The sequence below is a fragment of the Streptomyces sp. NPDC032126 genome (assembly GCF_055580085.1).
In genome coordinates, this window is the sequence record NZ_JBVIMA010000009.1 from 311,911 (window position 1) to 333,244 (window position 21,334).

Here is a 21,334-nt window from a genome sequence, read left to right on the forward strand (position 1 = left end):
AACGACGATCAAGCCGCACCCCGGAACCGCGAAGTCCGATGCACGGGATCCGTATCGATCCGCGGAATCACGTACTCCCCGATCAACCGAATCGTCTGCAACGTCTCCTCCTTCGGCACCCCCACCGGCAACCCGAAGCTCAACTGATCCGCCCCGGCCTGCTCCCACGCCTTGCACTGCCGCAGCACCTCCTCCGGGTCCCCGCAGATCAGCAGCTCCTCCTCGATCAGCAGCTCCACGAACTCCGGCGTGTACTCGGGCAGCGTCTCCGGCCACTCCGGGAACCCCTCGGGGCGCGGGAACGTGTCGTGGTACCGGAAGACCAGCGACGGCAGATAGTGCAGCCCGCCGTTCACGGCGATCGAGATGGCCTCGTCATGGGTGGGCGCGCAGATCGCCGTCGTCGTCACCATCACGTTGTCGTTGACGAAGTCCCCGACCGGCTCGGCGTCCACGACCGCCGTCTTGTACTGCTCCAGCACCCACGCCATGTCGGACACCTTCTGGATGCTGAAGCCGAGCACCCCGAGCCCCTTCTTCGCGGCCATGGCGTACGACGCCGGCGACCCGGCCGCGTACCACATCGCGGGGTGGGACTTCCCGTACGGCTTCGGCAGGACCTTGCGCGGCGGCAGCTGCCAGTGCTTGCCCTGGAAGCCGACGTACTCGTCCTGGAGCCACATCTTCGGGAACTCGGCGATGGTCTCTTCCCAGATCTCCTTGGTGTAGTTCATATCGGTCACGCCCGGTATGAACCCGAGGATCTCGTGCGACCCGGCACCTCGCCCGGACCCGAACTCGAAGCGCCCCTCGGTGAGATGGTCGAGCATGGCGACCTTCTCGGCGACCTTCACCGGGTGGTTGACCTGGGCGAGCGGGTTGAAGATCCCCGACCCCAGATGGATCCGCTCCGTCGCGTGCGCCAGATATCCCAGGAAGACGTCGTTGGCGGAGAGGTGCGAGTACTCCTCCAGGAAGTGGTGCTCGGAGGCCCAGGCGTACTTGAAGCCGGAGCGGTCGGCCTGGATGACGTACTCCGTCTCCTCCATCAGCGCCTTGTGCTCGGCCAGCGGGTCGGTCTCGGCGCGCTTGCCCACGTATCCCTGTACAAAGAGCCCGAATTCCACGGAGGTCACCGTCCCCGGTTCAGTTGGCTGACGGTTCGTCAGATTGGCACCGGCCGCATGCACCGTCAATAGCTGACGGTCAGTCAGATACGGTCAGTCGGGTACGACGGTCACAGGACCGAGACGCCCGCCAGCCAGCCCCCGTCGATCACGAACGGCTGCCCGGTGATGTAGGAGGAGTCGTCGGACGTCAGGAAGAGCGCCAGCCGGGCCACCTCCTCGGGCCGCCCGATCCGCCCGAGCGGCACCAGCTTGCGGTACAGCACGTCCAGCGCCCGCGCCGTCTCCTCGGGATCCGCGTCCGGGTCCAGGCGGGCCGGGTTGGACATGGCGGTGTCGATCGCGCCGGGGCACATCGCGTTCACCCGGATGCCCCGCCCGGCCAGCTCCAGCGCGGCGACCCGGGTGAGCCCGACGATCGCGTGCTTGGTGGCGGCGTACGCCCCCACGGCCGCCATGCCCGTCACCCCGGTGTAGGAGGCGGTGTTCACGATCGTGCCGCCGCTGCCCAGCTCCGGCGCGACGGTCTTCACGCCGAGGAAGCAGCCGACCTGGTTGACCCGTACGACCTGCATGAACTCGTCCAGCGGGGTGTCGACGAGCGCGTTGAAGCGCAGCACGCCCGCGTTGTTGACCAGCCCGTCGACCTGGCCGTAGGTCTCCTTCGCGGCCCGTACGGCCGCCCGCCACTCGCTCTCCTCGCCGACGTCGAGGTGGGCGTACAGCGCCCCGAGTTCCTTCGCGAGGGCCTCGCCCGGCCCGTCCAGGACATCGGTGACGACGACCCGCGCGCCCTCCGCGGCGAAGAGGCGCGCCTCCTGCTCACCCTGTCCGCGCGCGGCACCGGTGACGATGACGACGCGGCCGTCCAGCTTGCCCATGGCTCTCCTCAGTCCAGGTGGGGGGCGACCTCCGCCCCGAACGCGGTGATCTGGTCGATGAGTTCGGCGCGGCCCCGGCTGCGCAGGCGCACCTGGAGCTGGTGCACGCCCATCGTCGCGTACGCGCGCAGCGACTCGGCGAGTGCTTCCGCGCCGCCGGTGAGGGTGCGCCGGCCCACGTCCCACGCGGGCCGGCCGACGTAGAGCGGCTCGGCGATGGCGCCGACGGTGAACGGCCCGTCGAGGCCGGCCTCCTCGCGCAGCCGCCGGATGGTCCCGATCCGGGCGGGCAGCCGCTCGCGCGGATCGCCCTGCGGCAGCCAGCCGTCGCCCCGGAGGGCGGCCCGGCGCACCGCCGCGGGGGACGATCCGCCGACCCACAGCGGCACCCGCTCCTGCGCGGGGCGCGGCCGCTGACCCAGGCCCGCGAAGTCGTGGACCTTCCCGTGGTGCTCGGGGAACTCGTCCGCGAACGCCGCCCGCAGCGCGGCGATCGACTCGTCGAGCAGGGCCCCGCGCCGCTCGAAGTCGACCCCCAGCGCCTCGAACTCCTCCCGTACGTGCCCGGCGCCGACCCCGAGGATCAGCCGGCCGCCGGAGAGACGGTCGAGGGTGGCGTACTGCTTGGCCGTGACCAGCGGGTGGCGCAGGACGACCACGGCGACATGGCTGAGCAGACGGGTGCGTTCGGTGACGGCCGCGAGGTGGGCCAGGGTGGCCACCGGGTCGTACCAGACCGTGCTCATCGCGGGCGCGAGGCGGCGCGGGACGCCGACGTGGTCGCAGGCGGCGATGTACGCGAAGCCGGCCCGGTCGGCGGCCCGCGCGACCTCGACCAGGTCGGCGGGGCCCGCCTCGGTCTCCCAGGGCTCGGCGTACAGGGTGCTCTGGGACTGGACCGGGAGCTGCATGCCGTACTTCACGCGCCGCCCCACAGGCCCTCGGGGGTGAGTCCCAGCAGGTCGATGGCGTTGCCCCGGACGATCCGCTCGACGACGTCGGGGTCCAGGTGGCCCATCTGGGCCTCGCCGACCTCGCGGGACTTGGGCCAGGTGGAGTCGGAGTGCGGGTAGTCGGTCTCGTACAGGACGTTGCCGAGGCCGATCGCGTCGAGGTTGCGCAGGCCGAAGGCGTCGTCGAAGAAGCAGCCGTAGACATGGCCGGCGAACAGCTCGGACGGCGGGCGGTGGACCTTGTCGGCGACTCCGCCCCAGCCGCGGTTCTCCTCCCAGACCACGTCGGCGCGTTCGAGGATGTACGGGATCCAGCCGATCTGGCCCTCCGCGTACATCACCCGCAGGTTCGGGAAGCGCTCGAACTTGCCGCTCATCAGCCAGTCGACCATGGAGAAGCAGCAGTTGGCGAAGGTGATGGTGGAGCCGACGGCGGGCGGGGCGTCGGCGGAGGTGGACGGCATACGGCTGCTGGAGCCGATGTGCATGGCGATGACGGTGCCGGTCTCGTCGCAGGCGGCGAGGAAGGGGTCCCAGGCGTCGGTGTGCACGGAGGGCAGGCCGAGGTGCGGGGGTATCTCGGAGAACGCGACGGCACGGACGCCCCGGGCGGCGTTGCGCCGCACCTCGGCCGCGGCCAGCTCGGCGTCCCACAGGGGGATGAGGGTGAGCGGGATGAGCCGGCCCTGGGCCTTCGGGCCGCACCACTCCTCCACCATCCAGTCGTTGTAGGCGCGCACGCAGAGCAGGCCGAGCTCGTGGTCGCTCGCCTCGGTGAAGGTCTGGCCGCAGAAGCGGGGGAAGGTGGGGAAGCAGAGCGCGGACTGGACGTGGTTGACGTCCATGTCGGCGAGGCGGGCGGGGACGTCGTAGGACCCCGGGCGCATCTGCTCGTAGGTGATGACCTCGAGTTTGATCTCGTCGCGGTCGAAGCCGACGGCGGTGTCGAGGCGGGTGAGGGGCCGGTGGAGGTCCTCGTAGATCCACCAGTCGCCGAGCGGCCCCTCGTCCCCGGCCTCGCCCATGACGGGCTTGAAGCGGCCGCCGAGGAAGGTCATCTCCTTCAGCGGGGCGCGCACGATACGGGGGCCGGTGTCGCGGTACTTCCTCGGAAGGCGGTCCTGCCACACATGCGGGGGTTCGACGGTGTGGTCGTCGACGGAAATGATCAGCGGGAGGTGCGCGGTCTTCTCCATGTGGGCCACCGTAGCGCTGATCTGACGGACCGTCAGCTGGTGTGGAGGGGGTCACGGATGTGCGGGCTTTGTGGACTCCCGTGAGCCGCGTTGTGATCGGCGTCTCGCCCGGCTGACGGTTCCGGCATGGACAGGGCAAACTGACCTGGATGGTCAGAAAGCCGAGGGGGACTCCCATGGACGACGGTGGACCGCGCGTGCCGGAGCAGAGGCGTCCGGACACCGCGAGCGGGGCGGCGGAGCCGACGCGTCCGGGTGCGGTGAGTGGGGCGGCGGAGGCGACGCGTCCGGGTGCGGTGAGCGGGGAGCCGGAGGCCGTGACGCCGGAGGTCGGTGCCGCCGGTGACGCCGGGGCCGGCGGTGCCTCCAGTGCTTTCGCTGCTGTCGGTGCCTCCCATGCTTCCGCTGCCGCCCGTGCCGTCCTGCGGTTCGGTGTGCTCGGGACCGTGCGGGCCTGGCGGGGGGAGGAGCCGCTGCCCACCGGATCGCCGCAGCAGCGTGCCCTCCTCGCCGCCCTGTTGCTGCGCGAAGGGCGTACGGCCACCGCCGGGGAACTCATCGACGCGCTGTGGGGCGAGGAACCGCCGTCCCAGGCGCTGGCCGCGCTGCGCACGTACGCCTCCCGGCTGCGCAAGATCCTCGACCAGGGCGTCCTGACCAGCGAGTCCGGCGGCTACGCCGTACGCGGGCTCGGCGACGGCGCCCTCGACCTGGCCGAGGCGCAGCGCCTCGCGACGGAGGCGGAGAAGGCGCGGGCGTCCGGGGACCTGGGCCGGGCCCGGGAGACCCTGAACCGGGCGCTCGCCCTGTGGGACGGCGAGGCGCTGGCCGGCGTGCCCGGCCCGTACGCCGAGACCCAGCGGATCCGCCTGGAGGAGTGGCGGCTCGGGCTGCTGGAGTCCCGCCTCGACATGGACCTGGAGCAGGGCTGCCACGCGGAGGCCGTCTCCGAGCTGACCGCCCTCACCGCGGCCCATCCGCTGCGGGAGCGGCTGCGCGAACTGCTGATGCTGGCCCTCTACCGCAGCGGACGTCAGGCCGAGGCGCTCGCCGTCTACGCCGACACCCGGCGCCTCCTCGCCGAGGAGCTGGGCGTCGACCCGCGCAAGGGCCTGAGGGACCTCCAGGAACGGATCCTGCGCGCCGACCCCGAGCTGACCGAACTGCCCGCCGCCCCGGCGGCGGAACCCGCGGTCGCCCTCGTGCGCCCCGCGCAACTGCCCGCCACCGTCCCCGACTTCACCGGCCGCTCGTCCTTCGTGACGGAACTGAGCGAGGTGCTGGCCGCCGCCTCCGGCAACGAGGGCCGGGTGATGGCCGTCTCCGCGCTCGCGGGCATCGGCGGCGTCGGCAAGACCACCCTCGCCGTCCATGTCGCCCACCGGGCCCGGGCGGCGTTCCCGGACGGCCAGCTGTACGTGGACCTCCAGGGCGCGGGACAGCGGGCGGCGGAACCGGAGACGGTGCTCGGCTCGTTCCTGCGGGCCCTCGGCACGGCGGACGCGGCGATCCCGGACTCCCTGGAGGAGCGGTCGGCGCTGTACCGCTCGATGCTGGACGGCCGCCGGGTCCTGGTGCTGCTGGACAACGCCAAGGACGCGGCGCAGGTACGGCCCCTGCTGCCCGGCACGGAGGGCTGCGCGGCGCTGGTCACCTCCCGGGTCAGGATGGTGGACCTCGCGGGCGCCCACCTCGTGGACCTGGACGTGATGTCCCCGGACGAGGCGCTCGCCCTCTTCACGAAGATCGTCGGTGAGGAGCGGGTCGCCTCGGAGCGGGAGGCGGCGCTCGACGTGGTCGCGGCGTGCGGCTTCCTGCCGCTGGCGATCAGGATCGCGGCGTCGCGGCTCGCGGCCCGCCGCACCTGGACGGTCTCCGTGCTGGCGGCGAAGCTCGCCGACGAGCGGCGCCGGCTGGACGAACTCCAGGCGGGCGACCTGGCAGTGAAGGCGACCTTCGAACTGGGCTACGGCCAGCTGGAGCCGGCCCAGGCCCGCGCCTTCCGCCTCCTCGGCCTCGCGGACGGCCCGGACATCTCGCTCGCGGCCGCCGCCGCGGTGCTGGACCTCCCCGTGGAGGACACGGAGGACGTCCTGGAGTCCCTGGTCGACACGTCCCTCCTGGAATCGGCGGCCCCGGGCCGCTACCGCTTCCACGACCTCGTACGCCTCTACGCCCGCGCCTGCGCCGAACGCGACGAGCACCCGCCCAGCGAACGCGACGCGGCGATGTCCCGCCTCCTGGACTTCTACCTCGCGACAGCGGCGAGCGTGTACGCGATCGAACGACCGGGGGACCGGCTGACCGACCACCTGGAGGAGACGGAGTACCCGGGCCTGCTGTTCGGGGACCGGCACCGGGCCCAGGACTGGCTCTACACGGAGGCGATGTCCCTGTTCGCCTGCGTGCGGCAGTCCACCGCGCCCGGCTTCCTGCGGCGCGCCGTGGACCTGCTGTGGGCGGCCGTCGACCTCACCGAGTCCGGCGCCAACTCCCGGGAGTACGAGACGACGGCCGCCTTCCTGCGGGACGCGGCCCGCGCGGCGGCGGACCAGCGGGCCGAGGCGCGCGCCCTCGTCACCCTCGCCAACGGCCACCATCTGATCGGCCGCTTCGAACTCGCCGGCGAGCAGGCCATCGAGGCGGTCCGGCTCGCCGACACGGCCGGCGACCCGCTGCCCGGCTGCTGGGCGTCCAACATGCTCGGCATCATCGCCCTCTACCAGGGCCGCTTCGAGGACGGCGAGAGACACCTCACCCGTGCCATCGACAGCTTCCGCTCCTGCGGGGACCGCCCCGGCGAGGCCAGCGCCCTGTGCAACCTCTCCCGCATCCACCTGGCGATGGGCCGCACCACGAGCGCGGTCTCCCTGGCCCAGCAGGGCAGCGACATGTACGACGCGATGGGGCACGCCCTCAAGGGCGCCAACGGCCGGTACGCGCTCGGCCTCGCGCTCACCGCGTGCGGGCAGCACGACCGGGCCGCCGAGCGTCTGGAGGAGGCCCTGGAGGTGTTCCGGGACAGCCGGATGCGGCTGTGGGAGGGCATGTCCCTCTTCCGTCTCGCCGAACTCGACCTCGCGGCCGGACGCCCGGCGCAGGCCGCGACCAACGCGGAGGCGGCCCTCACCGTGCTCCGGGGCATCGGCGGCGAATGGCGCCGGGGCCAGGTCCTCACGGTTCTGGGGCGCGCTCTGACGGACATCGGCCAGCCCGGCCGCGCCCAGGTCTGCTGGCGCGAGGCGCTGGAGATCTTCGAGGCGCTGGAGGCGGGCGAGGCGGAGACGGTACGAGGGCTGCTGCGGGCCGGGGCGGTGGCCTGAGGCGGCGAACGGGGCGGTGGCCCGAGGCGGGGAACGGGGCACGTTCATCGTTCGTTTATCGCCGTCCGGCACTCTCATGGTGTCGATCCGCCGCCTCGGGGGGCAGCCGGAACGGCCGTGGGCCGCAGCTAGGGTGGAGCGGCCCGGAGGCGCCCGCCCGGCAGTCCGCGGGGGAGTTGCCGGGCGGGACCTTCCCAACCACGACTTCACGAACCTTCAGGGGATCAGCCATGAGCGACGAGCAGAAGAACATCGCGGCGGACGAGACCGGCACGGACGCCGCCGAGGTCACGACGCTCAACAGCCACGCCACCAGCGAGCCCATCAAGCCGCTGAACAGCCACGCGACCATCGCGCCGGTGAACACCACGGTCCTCAAGGGGGACGACACCACGGTGGCCACGCCGGACAACTCGCACGCCACGGGCGAGACCGCCTGACGAAGCCTGGCCGACGGGGACCGGCCACGGCGGCACCGAGGGGGAGCCACCGCGGCCGGGGCACCACGGGGGGACAGAAGGGGCCGGACCTGGGGGGGTCCGGCCCCTTCGCCGCGTTCACCGCCCGCTGCACCGCGCCTCCCCATCGCCGCGGTTCACCACCCGGCGCCCCGCACCTCCCCCTTCGCCGCGTTCACCGCCCGCTGCACCCCGCCTCCCCATCGCCGCGTCACCGCCCGGCGCCCCGCGCCTCCCCCTTCGCCGCGTTCACCACCCGGTGCACCGCACTTCCCCCATCGCCGCGGTTCACCGCCCCGCGCCCCGCGCCTCCCCCATCGCCGCGTTCACCACCCCGCGCCCCGCGCCTCCCCCATCGCCGCGTTCACCGGCCGGTGCCCCGCAGCTCCCCCTTCACCACCTTTCCGCTCGCGTTGCGCGGCAGTTCGCTCACGAATTCCACCGCCTTCGGGACCTTGTAGTTCGCCATCTCGCGGCGGGACCAGGCCATCAGGTCCTCGGCGGTGGTGAGCGAGCCGGGGCGGCGGACGACGTACGCCTTGCCGACCTCGCCGAGTCGGGGGTCCGGTATGCCGACCACCGCCACGTCCGCCACATCCGGGTGCAGGCCGAGGAGTTGCTCGATCTCCGCCGGGTAGGCGTTGAAGCCGCCGACGATGAACATGTCCTTGATGCGGTCGGTGATCCTCAGGTTGCCCGCCGCGTCCAGCACCCCCACATCGCCCGTCCGCAGCCAGCCGTCCTCGGTCAGGGCCCGCGCGGTGGCCGCCTCGTCCTCGAAGTAGCCGCGCATGACGTTGAAGCCGCGCACCAGCACCTCACCGGGCTCACCGGCCGGCGCCTCCACCCGTACCTCGGTGCCGGGGATCGCCCGCCCGGACGTCGACGCGATCACCGGCAGCGGGTCGCCATGCCGGCACATCGTCACGATGCCGCTCGCCTCGGAGAGGCCGTACGCGGTGAGGACGGTCTCCACGCCCAGTTCCCCGCGCAGTCGCTCCACCAGCCGCAGCGGCACCACCGCCGCCCCGGTCACCACCAGCCGCAGCGCCGACAGATCGTGCGCGTCACGGGCCGGGTGGTCGAGGAGCGACTGGTGGAGGGTGGGCGGGCCCGGCAGGACGGAGACCCGTTCCGCCGCGATGTTCGCCAGCGCCGTACCGACGTTGAACACCGGCTGCGGGATCATCGTCGCGCCCCGCATCAGACAGGCGATGACCCCGGCCTTGTAACCGAAGGTGTGGAAGAAGGGGTTGACGATCAGATAGCGGTCGCCCCGCCGCAGCCCGGCCAGTTCGCACCACACCTCGTACGCCCGCAGGGTCTGCGCGTGGGTGATCACCGCGCCCTTGGAGCGGCCCGTCGTACCGGACGTGAAGACGATGTCCGAGGGCCAGGAGCCCTCCACCGCCGAGGCGCGCGCCCGCACCTCGGCGCGGCTCACCCCCTCGCCGCTCGCCAGGAAGTCCTTCCAGGTGCGGAAGTCCGCCGGGGCGTCGTCCGCCAGCACCACCACGTCCGCCAGGTCCGGCAGCCCCGGCCCCTCGGCGACGGCCCGCCGCAGCGACGCCACGTACGACGTGCCCAGGAACGTCCCGGTCACGAACAGCAGCCGGGCCCCGCTCCGGCGCAGCACGTCCGCCGCCTCCGCGCCCTTGAACCGGGTGTTCAGCGGCACCAGCACGGCTCCGGCGGACACCGCGCCCAGCGCCGACACGATCCAGTCCAGCGTGTTCGGCGCCCAGATCGCGACCCGGTCGCCCGGCGCGACGCCGTGGGCCAGGCAGGCCGCCGCCGACCGCTCGACGCGGGCGCCGAGTTCGGCGTAGGAGATCCGGGTGCGGCCCTCCACCACCGCCTCGACGTCCGCGTACCGCTCCGCGGCGGACCGGACGAGTCCCGGGATGCTGCCCCACTCCAGATCACCGCGCACCGCACGCCTCCCCACGCCGTAGCTGACTACCCGTCAGATTAACGATAGTCTGACGGACTGTCAGCAACCCTTCACCCGCGCGGAGGTGTGCGCATGACCGCCCTCAAGGACGCCACCGCGATCGTCGGCATCGGCCAGACCCCGTTCGCCAGACACCTCCCCGAGGACGAGCGCACCCTCGCCTGCCGGGCCGTGCTCGCAGCCCTCGACGACGCCGGCATCGCCCCCGGCGAGGTCGACGCCCTCGCCTCCTACACCATGGAGGAGACCGACGAGGTCGAGCTGGCCAAGGCCCTCGGCCTCGGCGACCTCACCTTCTTCAGCAAGGCCGGCTTCGGCGGCGGCGGATCCTGCGCCACCGTCGCCCACCTCGCCGCCGCCATCACCGCCGGGCAGGCCACCGTCGGCGTCGCCTGGCGGTCCCGCAAGCGCGGCAGCGGACCCCGCCCCTGGACCAACACCGCCGTCCAGCTGCCCACCCCCGCCCAGTGGACCCGGCCCTTCGGCCTGCTGCGGCCCGCCGACGAGATCGCCCTGCTGGCCCGCCGCCACATGCACGAGTACGGCACCACCCGCGACCACCTCTTCAACGTCGCCCTCGCCTGCCGCAACCGCGCCAACCAGAACCCGGCCGCGATCATGTACGACCGCCCGCTGACCCGCGAGATGTACATGACGTCCCGCTGGATCAGCGAACCCCTCTGCCTCTTCGACAACTGCCTGGAGACGGACGGGGCCCTGGCCTGCGTCGTCGTCGGCGCCGAACGCGCCCGCGACTGCGCCACCCGGCCCGTCTACGTGCACGCCGCCGCCCAGGGCCTGCCCGCCCAGCACCACGGCATGGTCAACTACTGGAACGACGACCCCCTCACCGGCCCCTCCTGGACGGCCGCCCGCCACCTGTGGAAACAGGCCGACCTCACCCCCGACGACATCGACGTCGCCCAGATCTACGACGCCTTCACGCCCCTCATACCGCTCTCCCTGGAGGGGTACGGCTTCTGCGGCCGGGGAGAGGGCGGCGCCTTCACCGAGCAGGGCGCCCTGGAGATCGGCGGACGGCTGCCCCTCAACACCTCCGGCGGCGGGCTCAGCGAGGCGTACGTGCACGGCTTCAACCTCATCACCGAAGGCGTCCGGCAGCTGCGCGGCACCAGCACCGCCCAGGTCCCCGGCGCCACCACCTGCCTCGTCACCGCCGGCGAAGGCGTCCCCACCTCGGCGCTGCTCCTGAGGAGTTGAGATGCTCTCCCCCGTCCCCGACCCCGACGGCACCCCCTTCTGGCAGTACGCCGCCCAGGGCGAACTGCGCGTCCAGACCTGCGGCGACTGCGTCGAACCCCGCTTCCCGCCCCGGCCCTGCTGCCCGCACTGCCAGTCCTTCGCGAGCGAGTGGCGGCCCGTGTCCGGCCGGGGCCGCATATGGTCGTACGTCGTCCCGCACCCGCCCCTGCTGCCCGACTACGCCGCGCAGGCCCCGTACAACGTCGTCCTCGTCGAGCTCGCCGACCACCCCCGTATCCGGCTGGTCGGCAACCTCGTCACCGCCCCCGGCGCGCCCCTGAACTCCCTCTCCCCCGACCGGCTGCGCATCGGCGCCCGCGTCCAGGTCGTCTTCACCGCCGACGGGCTGCCCCAATGGGTCCTGGAGCGGCCATGAGCCTGCGCGTCCGCACCGACCGGGACACGGGCGTCGCCGTCGTCACCCTCGACCGGCCGGACCGGCTCAACGCCATCGACACCGCCCTCGCCGACCGACTGCGGTCCACCTGGCGGGAGTTCCGCTTCGACGACACCGTCCGCGCGGTCGTCCTCGCCGCGTCGGGCGGGCGCGCCTTCTGCACCGGCATCGACCGGGACACCGTCGTGCCCCAGCCCAACTCCCCGTACGCGCAGGACGATCCGCTCCTCACCATCGGGCCCAAGGCCAACGACCTGTGGAAGCCGGTCGTCGCCGCCGTGGAGGGGATGGCCTGCGGGGGCGCCTTCTACCTGCTCGGGGAGAGCGAGTTCCTGATCGCCGGCGAGAACGCCGTCTTCTTCGACCCGCACACCACCTACGGCATGGTCAGCGCGTACGAGTCCATGCTGATGGCGCTGCGGATGCCGTACGGGGAGGCTGCGCGGATGATGCTCATGGGCACCGCCGAGCGGATCTCCGCCCGCCGGGCCCACGAGATCGGGCTGGTGTCCGAGGTGACCGGCCCGGGCGACGCCCTCGCCGCCGCCGTCGACCGCGCCGCAGTCGTCGCGGGATTCCCCACCGAGGCCGTCCAGGGGACCGTGCGGGCGCTGTGGGCCGCCCAGGAGGCCGCCCGCTCCCTCGCGTTCGCCCGGGCGGCCCCGCTCGTCGCCCTCGGCAACCTGCCCCCGGACCGTCAGGCCGGGCTGTTCGCGCGCCGGGGGCGGGACTTCCGGACGCGGTGAGACGGGCTCACACGGCGGAGGCGTCGCAGTGGTCCACGCGGGCCGCGTCGCCGGGGGCGTCCAGGGTCACCTTCACTTCGAGCGTGTCGTTCGCGGCGACGTAGACGCTCGTCTCCTGGTCCTCCACCGGCTCGGACCGGTCGTCGTAGAAGGTGACCGCGATCCGGAAACTCTGGGCCGTCGCGTTCGGGTTGGTGACCGCGACCGTCGCGTACGGCCGGTCGGGCGTCGCGCAGGCGATGAGCTCGACCCCGGCGGTCTGCGGCACGGGCGTCGCGGAGTCGCCGTCGCTGCTGCCGTACGTGTCGTCGTCGGTGCGGTCGTCGTCATCGTCGTAGTCGTGGTACCGGGACCCCGAGGTGCCGCCGCTCGACGACGAACCGCCGTCGTGGTCCTGGCTGGAGCTGCTGCAACCGCCCCCACCGCCGTGCCCACCACCGTGCCCGTGCCGCCCGCTGGAGAAACCGGTGAGCGCCAGCCCCACCAGAGCCGTCACCACCGTGAGCCTGACCATGTGTCCCCGTCGTCGCATGCCCGTCACTCTAGGCAACAGCTGTCACGACCATGTCACCGCGTGGCGACCGCACCGCACCCGGCGTAGCGTCTGGGGTGAGCGGCGCAGCTGCCGCTCCGCAGCGACGGCCGCCGTCTGGATCCCCTTCCGTACAAGCCCGGTACGACGGCCGTCCCGCACCCGCTACGCGGTACGGGCCGTGCCCGTGCCCTTCTCCGCGTCCAGCGCGTACACGCAGCGGTCCTTGCTGCACGCGTACACCACGCCGTCCTTGACCACCGGGGAGCCGGTGATCTCGCCGCCCGTCGCCAGCTTCCAGCGCAGCCGGCCGTCGTCGGCCTTGAGCGTGTACAGCAGGTGGTCCGTCGAGCCGAAGTGGATGCGGCCCTCCGCCACCGCGGGCGCGCCCACGATGTCGCCGCCCGCCTGGAAGCGCCACTTGGGCGTGCCGGTGACCGCGTCCAGGGTGTACAGGCCCTTGCCGCTGCCCACATGGACATGGCCCGCCGCGACCAGCACCGGGTCGACGGACGCCCGGGACTCGGTGGCGATGCGCCAGCGGTCGCGGCCGTCGGTGGCGTCGAGGGCGTAGACCGTGCCGAGGTAGTCGGCGAGATACACCCCGCCGCCCGTGACCGCGGGGCCCGGCACGAAGGTCGGCGGGCTCAGGAAGACCGCCGGGGCCTCGAAGTGCCAGCGCACCATGCCGCTCACCACCTCGATGGCGAGGACACGGGTACCGGCCGAGAGATAGACGAAGCCGTCCGGGCCCGGGGTGACCCGGACCGGTACGCCGCCGCAGGAGGCCGCGTCGCCGATGGGGTACGACCAGCGCTCCTCGCCGGTGCGCGCCTCCAGGGCTCTGAGACGGGCGTCCTGCCAGACGAACACCGTGCCCTCGTGGACGACCGGTCCGGCCTCGGGCGACTCGAAGTCGGTCTGACAGCCGGCGATCTCCCACAGCTTCTGGCCGTTGGCGGCCTCCCACGCCTGCACGCCGCCGCCGCGCGTGCCGGTGACGACGGTGCCGCGGTCGGCCTTGAGCGTGTACACCCAGGCGTCCGTCGGCAGCCGCCACAGATCAAGGCCCTCACGGGCGTCCAGGGCGAACAGGGTCGGCCCGTCCGAGGCGTGGATACGGCCGTCCGCGACCGCCATCGACCAGGCCACGTCCCGCGTCTTGAAGCGGCGGCGGCCGGTCGCCACGTCCAGCGCGTGCACCTCGAAGGAGGTGACGTAGACGAGGTCGCCGGCGACGGAGGGGGTGCCCCAGACGTCGTTGGACATCCGGAAGCGCCAGGGCCGCCAGCCGGCCGCGGCGGCGTCCGGGAGCGCGGTGGGCGCGGCCGGTACGACGGGGTCGGCGCCGTTGACGCCGGGGCGCGGGCGGGACCAGGAGGCGACCAGGCCGGGTTCGGGAGCGGGCGCCTTGACGGCGGCCGTGGCCCGTACGTCCGCGACGCGCGGGCCGGGGCCGATCGGCACGGCGGCGCCGGCCAGCCGCACCGGGCCGGTGTCCGGGGCGCCCACCGGGACCGGCACCGGGGCCGGGCCGGACGAGGACGGGAACACGGGGTCGTGGGAGGGCGGGGGCGGCAGGACGGGCCCGGCGCCGGGGCGTCCGCCGCCGCTGCGGCCGCCGGTCGTCGGGGCGGGCTTCACCGCCGGCCGGCCGCCCCGGCGGGACTCGATCAGCCCGACCGCCTTCTCGGGCAGCCAGGCCGACGCCGTGCCGCTGTCGTCGGAGCCGGAGCCGAAGAGATGCGGGGCGAGCTGGGCCTGGAGGTCCGCCGGGTTGGGCCGGGCGGTGGCCTCCATCTGCATACAGGACTCGATGAGCGGGCGCAGTTCCTCCGGCAGGCCCTCCAGGTCGGGGCCCTCGCGCAGCAGCATGAAGACCGTCTCGACCGGGTTGGCCCCGTGGAAGGGCGGGTGTCCGGTGGCGGCGAAGACCAGCATCGAGCCGAGCGAGAAGACATCGCTCGCGCCCGTCACGCTGCGGGAGTCCTTGGCCTGCTCGGGGGACATGTAGGCGGGGGTGCCGACGGCGACGTTCGTCATCGTCAAACGTGTGTTCGATACGCCGGAGGCGATGCCGAAGTCGATGACCCGGGGGCCGTCCTCGACGACCAGGACGTTGGAGGGCTTGAGGTCGCGGTGGACCAGGCCGGCGCCGTGGATGGACTGCAACGCCTCGGCGACGCCCGCCGCGAGCCAGCGCACCGCCTGCGCCGGGAGCGGGCCGCACTCGTTCACTATCTCTTCGAGGGAGGGCGCGGGGACGTACGCGGTGGCCAGCCAGGGCACGGCGGCGCGCGGGTCGGCGTCGACGACGGCCGCCGTGTAGAAGCCGGAGACCGCCCGGGCCGCCTCCACCTCGCGCGTGAAGCGCACACGGAAGAGCTGGTCCTCGGCGAGCTCCGTGCGGACCGTCTTGATCGCCACGCGCCGGCCGGACGCCGAGCGCGCGAGATAGACCAGCCCCATGCCGCCGGCGCCCAGCCGTCCCAGCACCTCGAACGGCCCGATCCGCCGCGGATCGTGCTGTGTCAGCTGATCCACCACTTGCCTGCCACCTCCCCGTACGAGCCGCGCCACCCACTATGTGTACGCGACCGAAGTGCAGCGTCTCACCACCGCACCGCCGTGGCGGCACGCACCCCGATTCTTCCTGGCCGCGCCACCGGTTGCGAACCCGGCCGCAAATGGGATGTCCCCCACCGAACCGGACCTACTGCCGCCCGCTCTCCGCCGCCCCCTACCGCTCCAGCAGCGCGAACGACGCCCCCTGATTGTCGGTGACGACGGCCACTTTCCCGTACGACGTCTCGAAGGGTGGCGCCTGGACCCGCCCGCCGAGCCTCAGCACCGCCGCCAGCGCCGCCTCGCAGTCCTCCACCCCGAAGTGCACGAGGAAGTGCGGCGGCATCTCGGCCGGGAAGACGTCGGAGACCGGTGCGCGGCCGAAGTCGGGGCGGGCGTCGGGGCCGAACAGCGCCTCGTGGAAGAGACCGCCGTAGAAGGCGTTCGCGCTGTCGGTGTCGCGGGCGTACAGCTGGGCCCAGGCGAAGGTGCCCGGGGTGTGCCGCACGCCGAAGCCGGGGTGGGCCGCGGCCTGCCACAGGCCGAAGACGGCGCCCTCCGGGTCGGTGACGAGGACGGCGGTGCCGAGATCGCCGAGCGCCGTCGGCGCCATCACGATCTGCCCGCCCGCCTCCAGCACCCGCCGGGCGGTCGCCGCCACGTCCGGGGTGGCGAAGTACACCGTCCACACGGTGGGCATGCGGCCGTCCGTCTTGTGGGCGAGCGCGGCGACGACCGCCCCGTCCAGCCGGGCCCACACGGAGCCGCCGTGGGCGTCCTCGAAGGTCCAGTCGAAGAGCTCGCCGTAGAACCGCTTGCCCGCGTCGACGTCCGGCAGCTGTGCGTCCACCCAGCAGGGGATGCCCTCCGGGAAGCCCTCCGGAGAGTCCCCTGCGTCCACCGATGCCCTGTTTTCGGCCATACAGCCAAACTAACGGCGGTTCACGCACGCCGCAGACCAGCCACACCCGTCCCCTCTCCCTCATGCACCCCATTTGCAGTCGGCCGAATCGCGCTCCGATCACCCCTCGGTAAGCTGACGGCATGACAGGACAAGTGCGTACCGTCGACGGCCGCGTGGCCGGTCGGCGTGGGCAGGCGACGCGGCAGAAGCTGCTGGACTGCCTCAGCGAGATGCTCAGCTCTTCTCCGTACCGCGACGTCAAGGTCATCGACGTCGCGCGGAAGGCGGGAACTTCACCCGCGACCTTCTACCAGTACTTCCCGGACGTCGAGGGCGCCGTCCTGGAGATCGCCGAGCAAATGGCCGCCGAGGGCGCCGAGTTGACCGAGCTGCTCGAAGGCCGGTCCTGGGTGGGCAAGGCGGGCTGGCAGACCGCGCAGGAACTCGTCGACGGGTTCCTGGAGTTCTGGCGGAAGAACGACGCGATCCTGCGCGTGGTCGACCTCGGCGCCTCCGAGGGCGACAAGCGCTTCTACAAACTCCGCATGAAGATCCTCAACTCGGTGAACAACTCCCTGGCCGACGCGGTCACCGAGCTGCAGAACAAGGGCAAGGTCGACAAGGACGTGAACCCGGCCGCGATCGCCGGTTCGCTCGTCGCGATGCTCGCGGCCGTCGCCGGGCACCAGAAGGGCTTCCAGACCTGGGGCGTGAAACAGGCCGAACTCAAGCCGAATCTCGCCCTGTTGGTCCACCTGGGAGTGACCGGCAAGAAGCCGACGAAGTAGCGCCCCTTTTTCATCCCCACGTCTTGTCAAGCGCCCCGAAAGGGGCGCGGGGAACTGCGCGAGAAACCCCAGACCACCCGCACCCCGCAGCCGAGCCGAACCCCTCCGGAGCTAAGCGGGCAGTGGGCGGTCTCTCACGACATGCTTCATCACGAGCGTGGACGTCAGCCGCTGCACCCCCGGCAGTGTCGCCAGCCGCTCGTCGTACAGCCGCTGGAACGCCGCGAGATCGGCCGTGGCCACGCGCAGCAGATAGTCCGGCTCCCCGAAGAGCCGCTCGGCCTCCAGGACATGGGGGATGTCCGCCAGCGCGCTCTCGAACTCGGCGACCGTGTCCCGGTCCTCCTGCCGCATGGACACGAAGACCAGCGCCTCGAAGGTCAGCCCCACGGCGGCCGGCTCCACCACCGCCCGGTATCCGCTGATCGCCCCCGACCGCTCCAGCTCGCGCAGCCGCCGGTGGCACGGCGAGACGCTCAGCCGCACCCGGGCGGCCAGCTCGGTCACGGTCAGCCGCCCGTCCAGCTGGAGCTCGGCAAGGATTTTCCGGTCAACGTCGTCCATGGGGCAGATCTTTCCACGCGCTCTCGCACACCGGGCAAACTCTGGGAACACTTTCGGGCCGTTCGAGCCTAATGTCACCGACATGAACACGGGCTCCCTGCTTTCCTTCCTCGCCGTCGACCTGCTGCTGGTGTGCGTACCGGGCGCCGACTGGGCGTACACCATCGCCGCGGGCCTGCGCGGCCGCTCGGTGGGGGTGGCCGTGGCGGGCCTGGTCAGCGGCTACGCCCTGCACACGGCGCTGGCGGCCGCGGGCCTCGCCGTCCTGGTCGCGGGCTCACCGACGCTGCTCACCGCGCTCACGGTCGCGGGCGCGGCGTACCTGGTGTGGCTGGGCTGGAACGTCGTACGGCGCCCGGGCGCGCCTGAGGCGCCGGGGGAGGGCGAGGAGCGGGCCGGGGCGTCGCGCCGGGCGGTCTTCCTGCGCGGTGCGACGATCAGCGGCCTGAACCCGAAGGGCCTGCTGCTGTACCTGTCGGTGATGCCGCAGTTCCTGGCGACCGGCGGCGGCGCCCGGCTGCCGGTGGCGGCCCAGACCGCCGTCTTCGGCCTGCTCCACATGCTGTGCTGCGCGGTCGTCTACGCCCTGGTCGGCACCCTGGCCCGCGCGGTGCTGTCCGCCCGCCCGGCCGCCGCCCGCGCGGTCACCCGGACCTCGGGCGCGGCGATGCTGGGCATCGGCACATTCCTGCTGGTGCAGCACGCGCTCTGAGGACCTGCTGGCTTGGCACGCGCTATGAGGAGCGGCGGCTGAGCCTGAAGAGCCGTATCTCGCGTTCCACGCGGGCCTGATAGGTGGCGTACGGCGGCCAGAAGGCCAGCACCGCCTGCCAGGCGGCCGCGCGTTCCGCCCCGGTGAGGAGCCGGGCGGTGACCGGGATGTCGGTGCCCTTCCAGTTGATCTCGGCGTCGGGGTGGGCGAGGAGGTTGGCGGTCCAGGCGGGATGCCCGGCGCGGCCGAAGTTGGAGCCGATGAGCAGCCAGCCGTCCCCCTCGGGCATGCAGGCGAGCGGGGTGCGCCGGGGCAGTCCGCTGCGGGCGCCGGTGGAGGTCAGCACGACACCCGGCAGCATCTGGGCGCTGAGCAGTACCTTCCCCCGGGTCAGCCGGTGGACCGCGCGGTCCAGGGCGGGGATCACCCGCGGGCCGATCTTCGCGAAGGTGCGGGTGGAGGAGACCTTCTGCACCAGCCGGACGCCGATCACACGGTCACCGCCTTCCGGTCGAGGACGTGCTCGCGGTCGAAGAGACGGGCGAGGTCGGCCGCGTGGCCGCGCAGCCGGTGGACGGGGCCGAAGAGGAGTTCGTCCCCGGCGGCCCGTTTGAAGTACAGGTGGGCCTCGTGCTCCCAGGTGAAGCCGATGCCGCCGTGCAGCTGGACGGCCTCGGCGGCGGCGGTGCGCAGCGCCTCCAGGGCCTGGGCGAGGGCGAGCCCGCCGACCCGGTCGTCCGGGCGGGCGGTGCAGGCCCAGGCGGCGTAGTAGGCGGCGGAGCGGGCCGCCTGCACCCGTACGTACACATCGGCGAGCCGGTGCTGGACCGCCTGGAAGGACCCGATGGCCCGCCCGAACTGCTCGCGCTGCCCGACATACGCCACGGTCCGCTCCAGCGCCCGGTCGGCGGCGCCCACGGCCTCGCAGGCGAGGAAGGCGGCGGCGGTGTCACCGAGGGCGCGCAGGGCGCCGGGTACGTCCGGCTCCGGCTCGTCGCCCAGCAACTCGGCCCGCACGTCCCGGAGTTGGACACGGCCCTGGGGGCGGGTGGCGTCGAGGGCGGTCTGCCGGACCCGTACGAGGCCGTCGGTGTCGCCGGGGACGAGGTAGAGCAGGGTGCGGGAGCGGGCGTATCCCCCGGTGTGGGCGGCGACGAGCAGCAGGCCGGCGCTGTGCCCGTCGAGGACCTGGACGGCCTCCCCGTACAGCCGCCAGGCGCCGCTCGCGTCCCGGCGGGCCTGGACGCCGCCGGCGCGCCCGCCGCCCGCCCAGTCGCCGCCGTTGTCGCCGGTCAGGCCGAGTGCGGTGGTGAGGACGGGGCCGGGGACGGCGAGCGCGGCGGTGAGCCGGCCGGAGGCGATGGCCGGCAGCAGCTCGGCGCGCTGGGCGTCGGTGCCGAGGGCGAGGAGGAGGGGTGCGGTGAGGACGGCGGTGGCGAGCAGGGGGCTCGGGGCGAGGGCGCGGCCGGTCTCCTCGGCGGCGAGGGCGAGTTCGGTGCCGGAGCAGCCGACCCCGCCGTACGCCTCGGACAGGGCGAGTCCGGGCAAACCGAGCCGATCGGAGAGGGCGGCCCACAGGGCGGGGTCGTACCCGAGGGGGCCGTCGACGGCCGCGCGCACCTCCCCGCCCCCGCACCGCTTGAGCAGCAGGTCGCGCAGGGTGCGGCGGATGTCGTCCTGTTCGGCGGTGAAGCCGGCGTCCATGGCGACCCCTTCCCTCCAGATCTGACGGTCCGTCATATTAGGGGGGTCGTCACGAGATGCACAGGGGCGGGAGGCGGCTCATGGCTCGGAACGTCGCGGTGGTCGGGGTGGCCCTGTCCGACTGCGGGCGGGTGACGGACGCGACCCCGTACACCCTGCACGCGCAGGCGGCCCGCCGGGCGCTCGCGGACGCCGGGCTGGACCGGTCGCTGGTGGACGGCTTCGCGTCGGCCGGTCTGGGCACGCTCGCGCCGGTGGAGGTGGCCGACTATCTGGGTCTGCGCCCCACCTGGGTCGATTCGACGTCGGTGGGCGGTTCGACGTGGGAGGTCATGGCGGCGCACGCGGCGGACGCGATCGCGGCGGGCCGGGCGAACGCGGTGCTGCTGGCGTACGGCTCGACCGCCCGGGCGGACGTGAAGGCGGGCCGGCGCACGGGCACGCTGCCGTTCGGCGGGCGGGGCCCGACGCAGTTCGAGGTCCCCTACGGCCACACCCTGATCGCGAAGTACGCGATGGCGGCCCGCCGCCACATGATCCAGTACGGCACGACGATCGAGCAGCTGGCGGAGGTCGCGGTCCAGGCCCGGGCGAACGCGGCACTCAACCCCGAGGCGATGTTCCGCACCCCGCTGACGGTGGACGAGGTGCTGGCGGGCCCGATGATCGCCGACCCCTTCACGAAGCTGCACTGCTGCGTACGCTCGGACGGCGGGGCGGCGCTGCTGCTGGCGGCGGAGGAGTACGTACGCGACTGCCGTACCGCACCGGTGTGGGTGCTGGGGACCGGCGAGGCCGTGTCCCACGCGGCGATGTCGGAGTGGGACGACTTCACGGTGTCACCGGCGGCGACCAGCGGACGGCTGGCCTTCTCGCGGGCGGGCCTTGGCCCCCACGAGATGGACTTCGCCCAGATCTACGACGCGTTCACGTACATGACCCTGGTGACGCTGGAGGACCTCGGCTTCTGCGGGAAGGGCGAGGGCGGGACGTACGTGGAGAAGGGCCGGCTGCGGGTGCGGGGCGGGGAACTGCCGGTGAACACGGACGGCGGCGGCCTCTCGGCCCAGCATCCCGGGATGCGGGGCCTGTTCCTGCTGGTGGAGGCGGTACGGCAACTGCGGGGCGAGGCCGGGGAGCGTCAGGTCAGGCGGCCGGACGGAGAGCCGCCCCGGCTGGGCGTGGCGTCCGGCACGGGCGGCTGGTTCTGCTCTTCGGGGACGGTGGTACTCGGCCGGGGATGACCCCGGAACCGGAACGCGCCTCT

Annotated in this window: 19 protein-coding genes; 8 read left to right on the top strand and 11 right to left on the bottom strand. The window is 73.1% G+C overall.

Annotated features, from left to right (window positions below; genetic code table 11):
• Nucleotides 1–8: 8 nt before the first annotated feature.
• The 4 genes from ACZ5NW_RS30745 to ACZ5NW_RS30760 all read right to left on the bottom strand — a co-directional run bounded on the left by ACZ5NW_RS30745 (nt 9) and on the right by ACZ5NW_RS30760 (nt 4,157).
• Complete coding sequence (locus ACZ5NW_RS30745; protein ID WP_468747233.1) at nt 9–1,127, bottom strand: LLM class flavin-dependent oxidoreductase; 1,119 nt, start codon at nt 1,125–1,127, stop codon at nt 9–11.
• Between the two features lie 110 nt (nt 1,128–1,237).
• Nucleotides 1,238–2,008 carry an SDR family NAD(P)-dependent oxidoreductase gene (locus ACZ5NW_RS30750; RefSeq protein ID WP_468747234.1) on the bottom strand — a complete coding sequence of 257 codons (771 nt, stop codon included), beginning with the start codon at nt 2,006–2,008 and terminating at the stop codon, nt 1,238–1,240.
• An 8-nt stretch (nt 2,009–2,016) separates the two neighbouring features.
• Entirely contained in the window at nt 2,017–2,919 is a 903-nt protein-coding gene (locus ACZ5NW_RS30755; protein ID WP_468747235.1) for an LLM class F420-dependent oxidoreductase, read from the bottom strand.
• Nucleotides 2,920–2,927: 8 nt separating this feature from the next.
• The gene (locus ACZ5NW_RS30760; RefSeq protein ID WP_468747236.1) at nt 2,928–4,157 is read right to left on the bottom strand and encodes an amidohydrolase family protein; all 1,230 of its coding nucleotides are present in this window, start codon (nt 4,155–4,157) and stop codon (nt 2,928–2,930) included.
• Nucleotides 4,158–4,333: 176 nt separating this feature from the next.
• Between ACZ5NW_RS30760 and afsR the strand changes: the two genes are divergently transcribed.
• Both afsR and ACZ5NW_RS30770 read left to right on the top strand, forming a co-directional pair.
• Nucleotides 4,334–7,480 carry an SARP-family global regulator AfsR gene (gene afsR, locus ACZ5NW_RS30765; protein WP_468747237.1) on the top strand — a complete coding sequence of 1,049 codons (3,147 nt, stop codon included), beginning with the start codon at nt 4,334–4,336 and terminating at the stop codon, nt 7,478–7,480.
• A gap of 230 nt (nt 7,481–7,710) precedes the next feature.
• Nucleotides 7,711–7,920 carry a hypothetical protein gene (locus tag ACZ5NW_RS30770; protein ID WP_468747238.1) on the top strand — a complete coding sequence of 70 codons (210 nt, stop codon included), beginning with the start codon at nt 7,711–7,713 and terminating at the stop codon, nt 7,918–7,920.
• A 382-nt stretch (nt 7,921–8,302) separates the two neighbouring features.
• On the opposite strand, the gene ACZ5NW_RS30775 is transcribed toward ACZ5NW_RS30770, so the two are convergent.
• Entirely contained in the window at nt 8,303–9,871 is a 1,569-nt protein-coding gene (locus ACZ5NW_RS30775) for a FadD3 family acyl-CoA ligase (RefSeq protein WP_468747239.1), read from the bottom strand.
• A gap of 93 nt (nt 9,872–9,964) precedes the next feature.
• Between ACZ5NW_RS30775 and ACZ5NW_RS30780 the strand changes: the two genes are divergently transcribed.
• The 3 genes from ACZ5NW_RS30780 to ACZ5NW_RS30790 are packed head-to-tail and all read left to right on the top strand — an operon-like array spanning nt 9,965 to nt 12,298.
• Nucleotides 9,965–11,113 carry a lipid-transfer protein gene (locus ACZ5NW_RS30780; RefSeq protein WP_468747240.1) on the top strand — a complete coding sequence of 383 codons (1,149 nt, stop codon included), beginning with the start codon at nt 9,965–9,967 and terminating at the stop codon, nt 11,111–11,113.
• 1 nt (nt 11,114) lies between these two features.
• Complete coding sequence (locus tag ACZ5NW_RS30785) at nt 11,115–11,531, top strand: Zn-ribbon domain-containing OB-fold protein (protein ID WP_468747241.1); 417 nt, start codon at nt 11,115–11,117, stop codon at nt 11,529–11,531.
• On the top strand, nt 11,528–12,298 hold the full coding sequence (locus ACZ5NW_RS30790) for an enoyl-CoA hydratase/isomerase family protein (protein WP_468747242.1): 771 nt from the start codon (nt 11,528–11,530) through the stop codon (nt 12,296–12,298). The genes ACZ5NW_RS30785 and ACZ5NW_RS30790 overlap by 4 nt, the downstream gene beginning before the upstream one ends.
• A gap of 7 nt (nt 12,299–12,305) precedes the next feature.
• Here ACZ5NW_RS30790 and ACZ5NW_RS30795 read toward each other — a convergent pair whose 3' ends face one another.
• The 3 genes from ACZ5NW_RS30795 to kbpA all read right to left on the bottom strand — a co-directional run bounded on the left by ACZ5NW_RS30795 (nt 12,306) and on the right by kbpA (nt 16,317).
• Nucleotides 12,306–12,830, bottom strand: a complete 525-nt coding sequence (locus ACZ5NW_RS30795; RefSeq protein WP_468747243.1) for a hypothetical protein — start codon at nt 12,828–12,830, stop codon at nt 12,306–12,308.
• 165 nt (nt 12,831–12,995) lie between these two features.
• Entirely contained in the window at nt 12,996–15,377 is a 2,382-nt protein-coding gene (afsK, locus tag ACZ5NW_RS30800) for a protein serine/threonine kinase AfsK (RefSeq protein WP_468747244.1), read from the bottom strand.
• A gap of 193 nt (nt 15,378–15,570) precedes the next feature.
• Nucleotides 15,571–16,317, bottom strand: coding sequence for an AfsK-binding protein KbpA (kbpA, locus tag ACZ5NW_RS30805; protein ID WP_468747245.1), 747 nt, complete (start codon nt 16,315–16,317; stop codon nt 15,571–15,573).
• 134 nt (nt 16,318–16,451) lie between these two features.
• Between kbpA and ACZ5NW_RS30810 the strand changes: the two genes are divergently transcribed.
• Nucleotides 16,452–17,087 carry a TetR family transcriptional regulator gene (locus ACZ5NW_RS30810; RefSeq protein ID WP_468747351.1) on the top strand — a complete coding sequence of 212 codons (636 nt, stop codon included), beginning with the start codon at nt 16,452–16,454 and terminating at the stop codon, nt 17,085–17,087.
• Between the two features lie 111 nt (nt 17,088–17,198).
• On the opposite strand, the gene ACZ5NW_RS30815 is transcribed toward ACZ5NW_RS30810, so the two are convergent.
• Nucleotides 17,199–17,651 carry an Lrp/AsnC family transcriptional regulator gene (locus tag ACZ5NW_RS30815; RefSeq protein ID WP_468747246.1) on the bottom strand — a complete coding sequence of 151 codons (453 nt, stop codon included), beginning with the start codon at nt 17,649–17,651 and terminating at the stop codon, nt 17,199–17,201.
• Nucleotides 17,652–17,733: 82 nt separating this feature from the next.
• Here ACZ5NW_RS30815 and ACZ5NW_RS30820 point away from each other — a divergent pair, with 82 nt between their 5' ends.
• Nucleotides 17,734–18,363 carry a LysE family translocator gene (locus ACZ5NW_RS30820; protein ID WP_468747247.1) on the top strand — a complete coding sequence of 210 codons (630 nt, stop codon included), beginning with the start codon at nt 17,734–17,736 and terminating at the stop codon, nt 18,361–18,363.
• 22 nt (nt 18,364–18,385) lie between these two features.
• On the opposite strand, the gene ACZ5NW_RS30825 is transcribed toward ACZ5NW_RS30820, so the two are convergent.
• Both ACZ5NW_RS30825 and ACZ5NW_RS30830 read right to left on the bottom strand, forming a co-directional pair.
• Complete coding sequence (locus tag ACZ5NW_RS30825; protein ID WP_468747248.1) at nt 18,386–18,856, bottom strand: nitroreductase family deazaflavin-dependent oxidoreductase; 471 nt, start codon at nt 18,854–18,856, stop codon at nt 18,386–18,388.
• Entirely contained in the window at nt 18,853–20,067 is a 1,215-nt protein-coding gene (locus ACZ5NW_RS30830; protein ID WP_468747249.1) for an acyl-CoA dehydrogenase family protein, read from the bottom strand. The genes ACZ5NW_RS30825 and ACZ5NW_RS30830 overlap by 4 nt, the downstream gene beginning before the upstream one ends.
• 80 nt (nt 20,068–20,147) lie before the next feature.
• On the opposite strand from ACZ5NW_RS30830, the gene ACZ5NW_RS30835 reads away from it, so the two are divergent.
• Nucleotides 20,148–21,311 (top strand): thiolase C-terminal domain-containing protein, encoded by a 1,164-nt coding sequence (locus ACZ5NW_RS30835; protein WP_468747250.1) that lies wholly within the window; start codon nt 20,148–20,150, stop codon nt 21,309–21,311.
• The last annotated feature ends 23 nt before the right edge of the window (nt 21,312–21,334 follow it).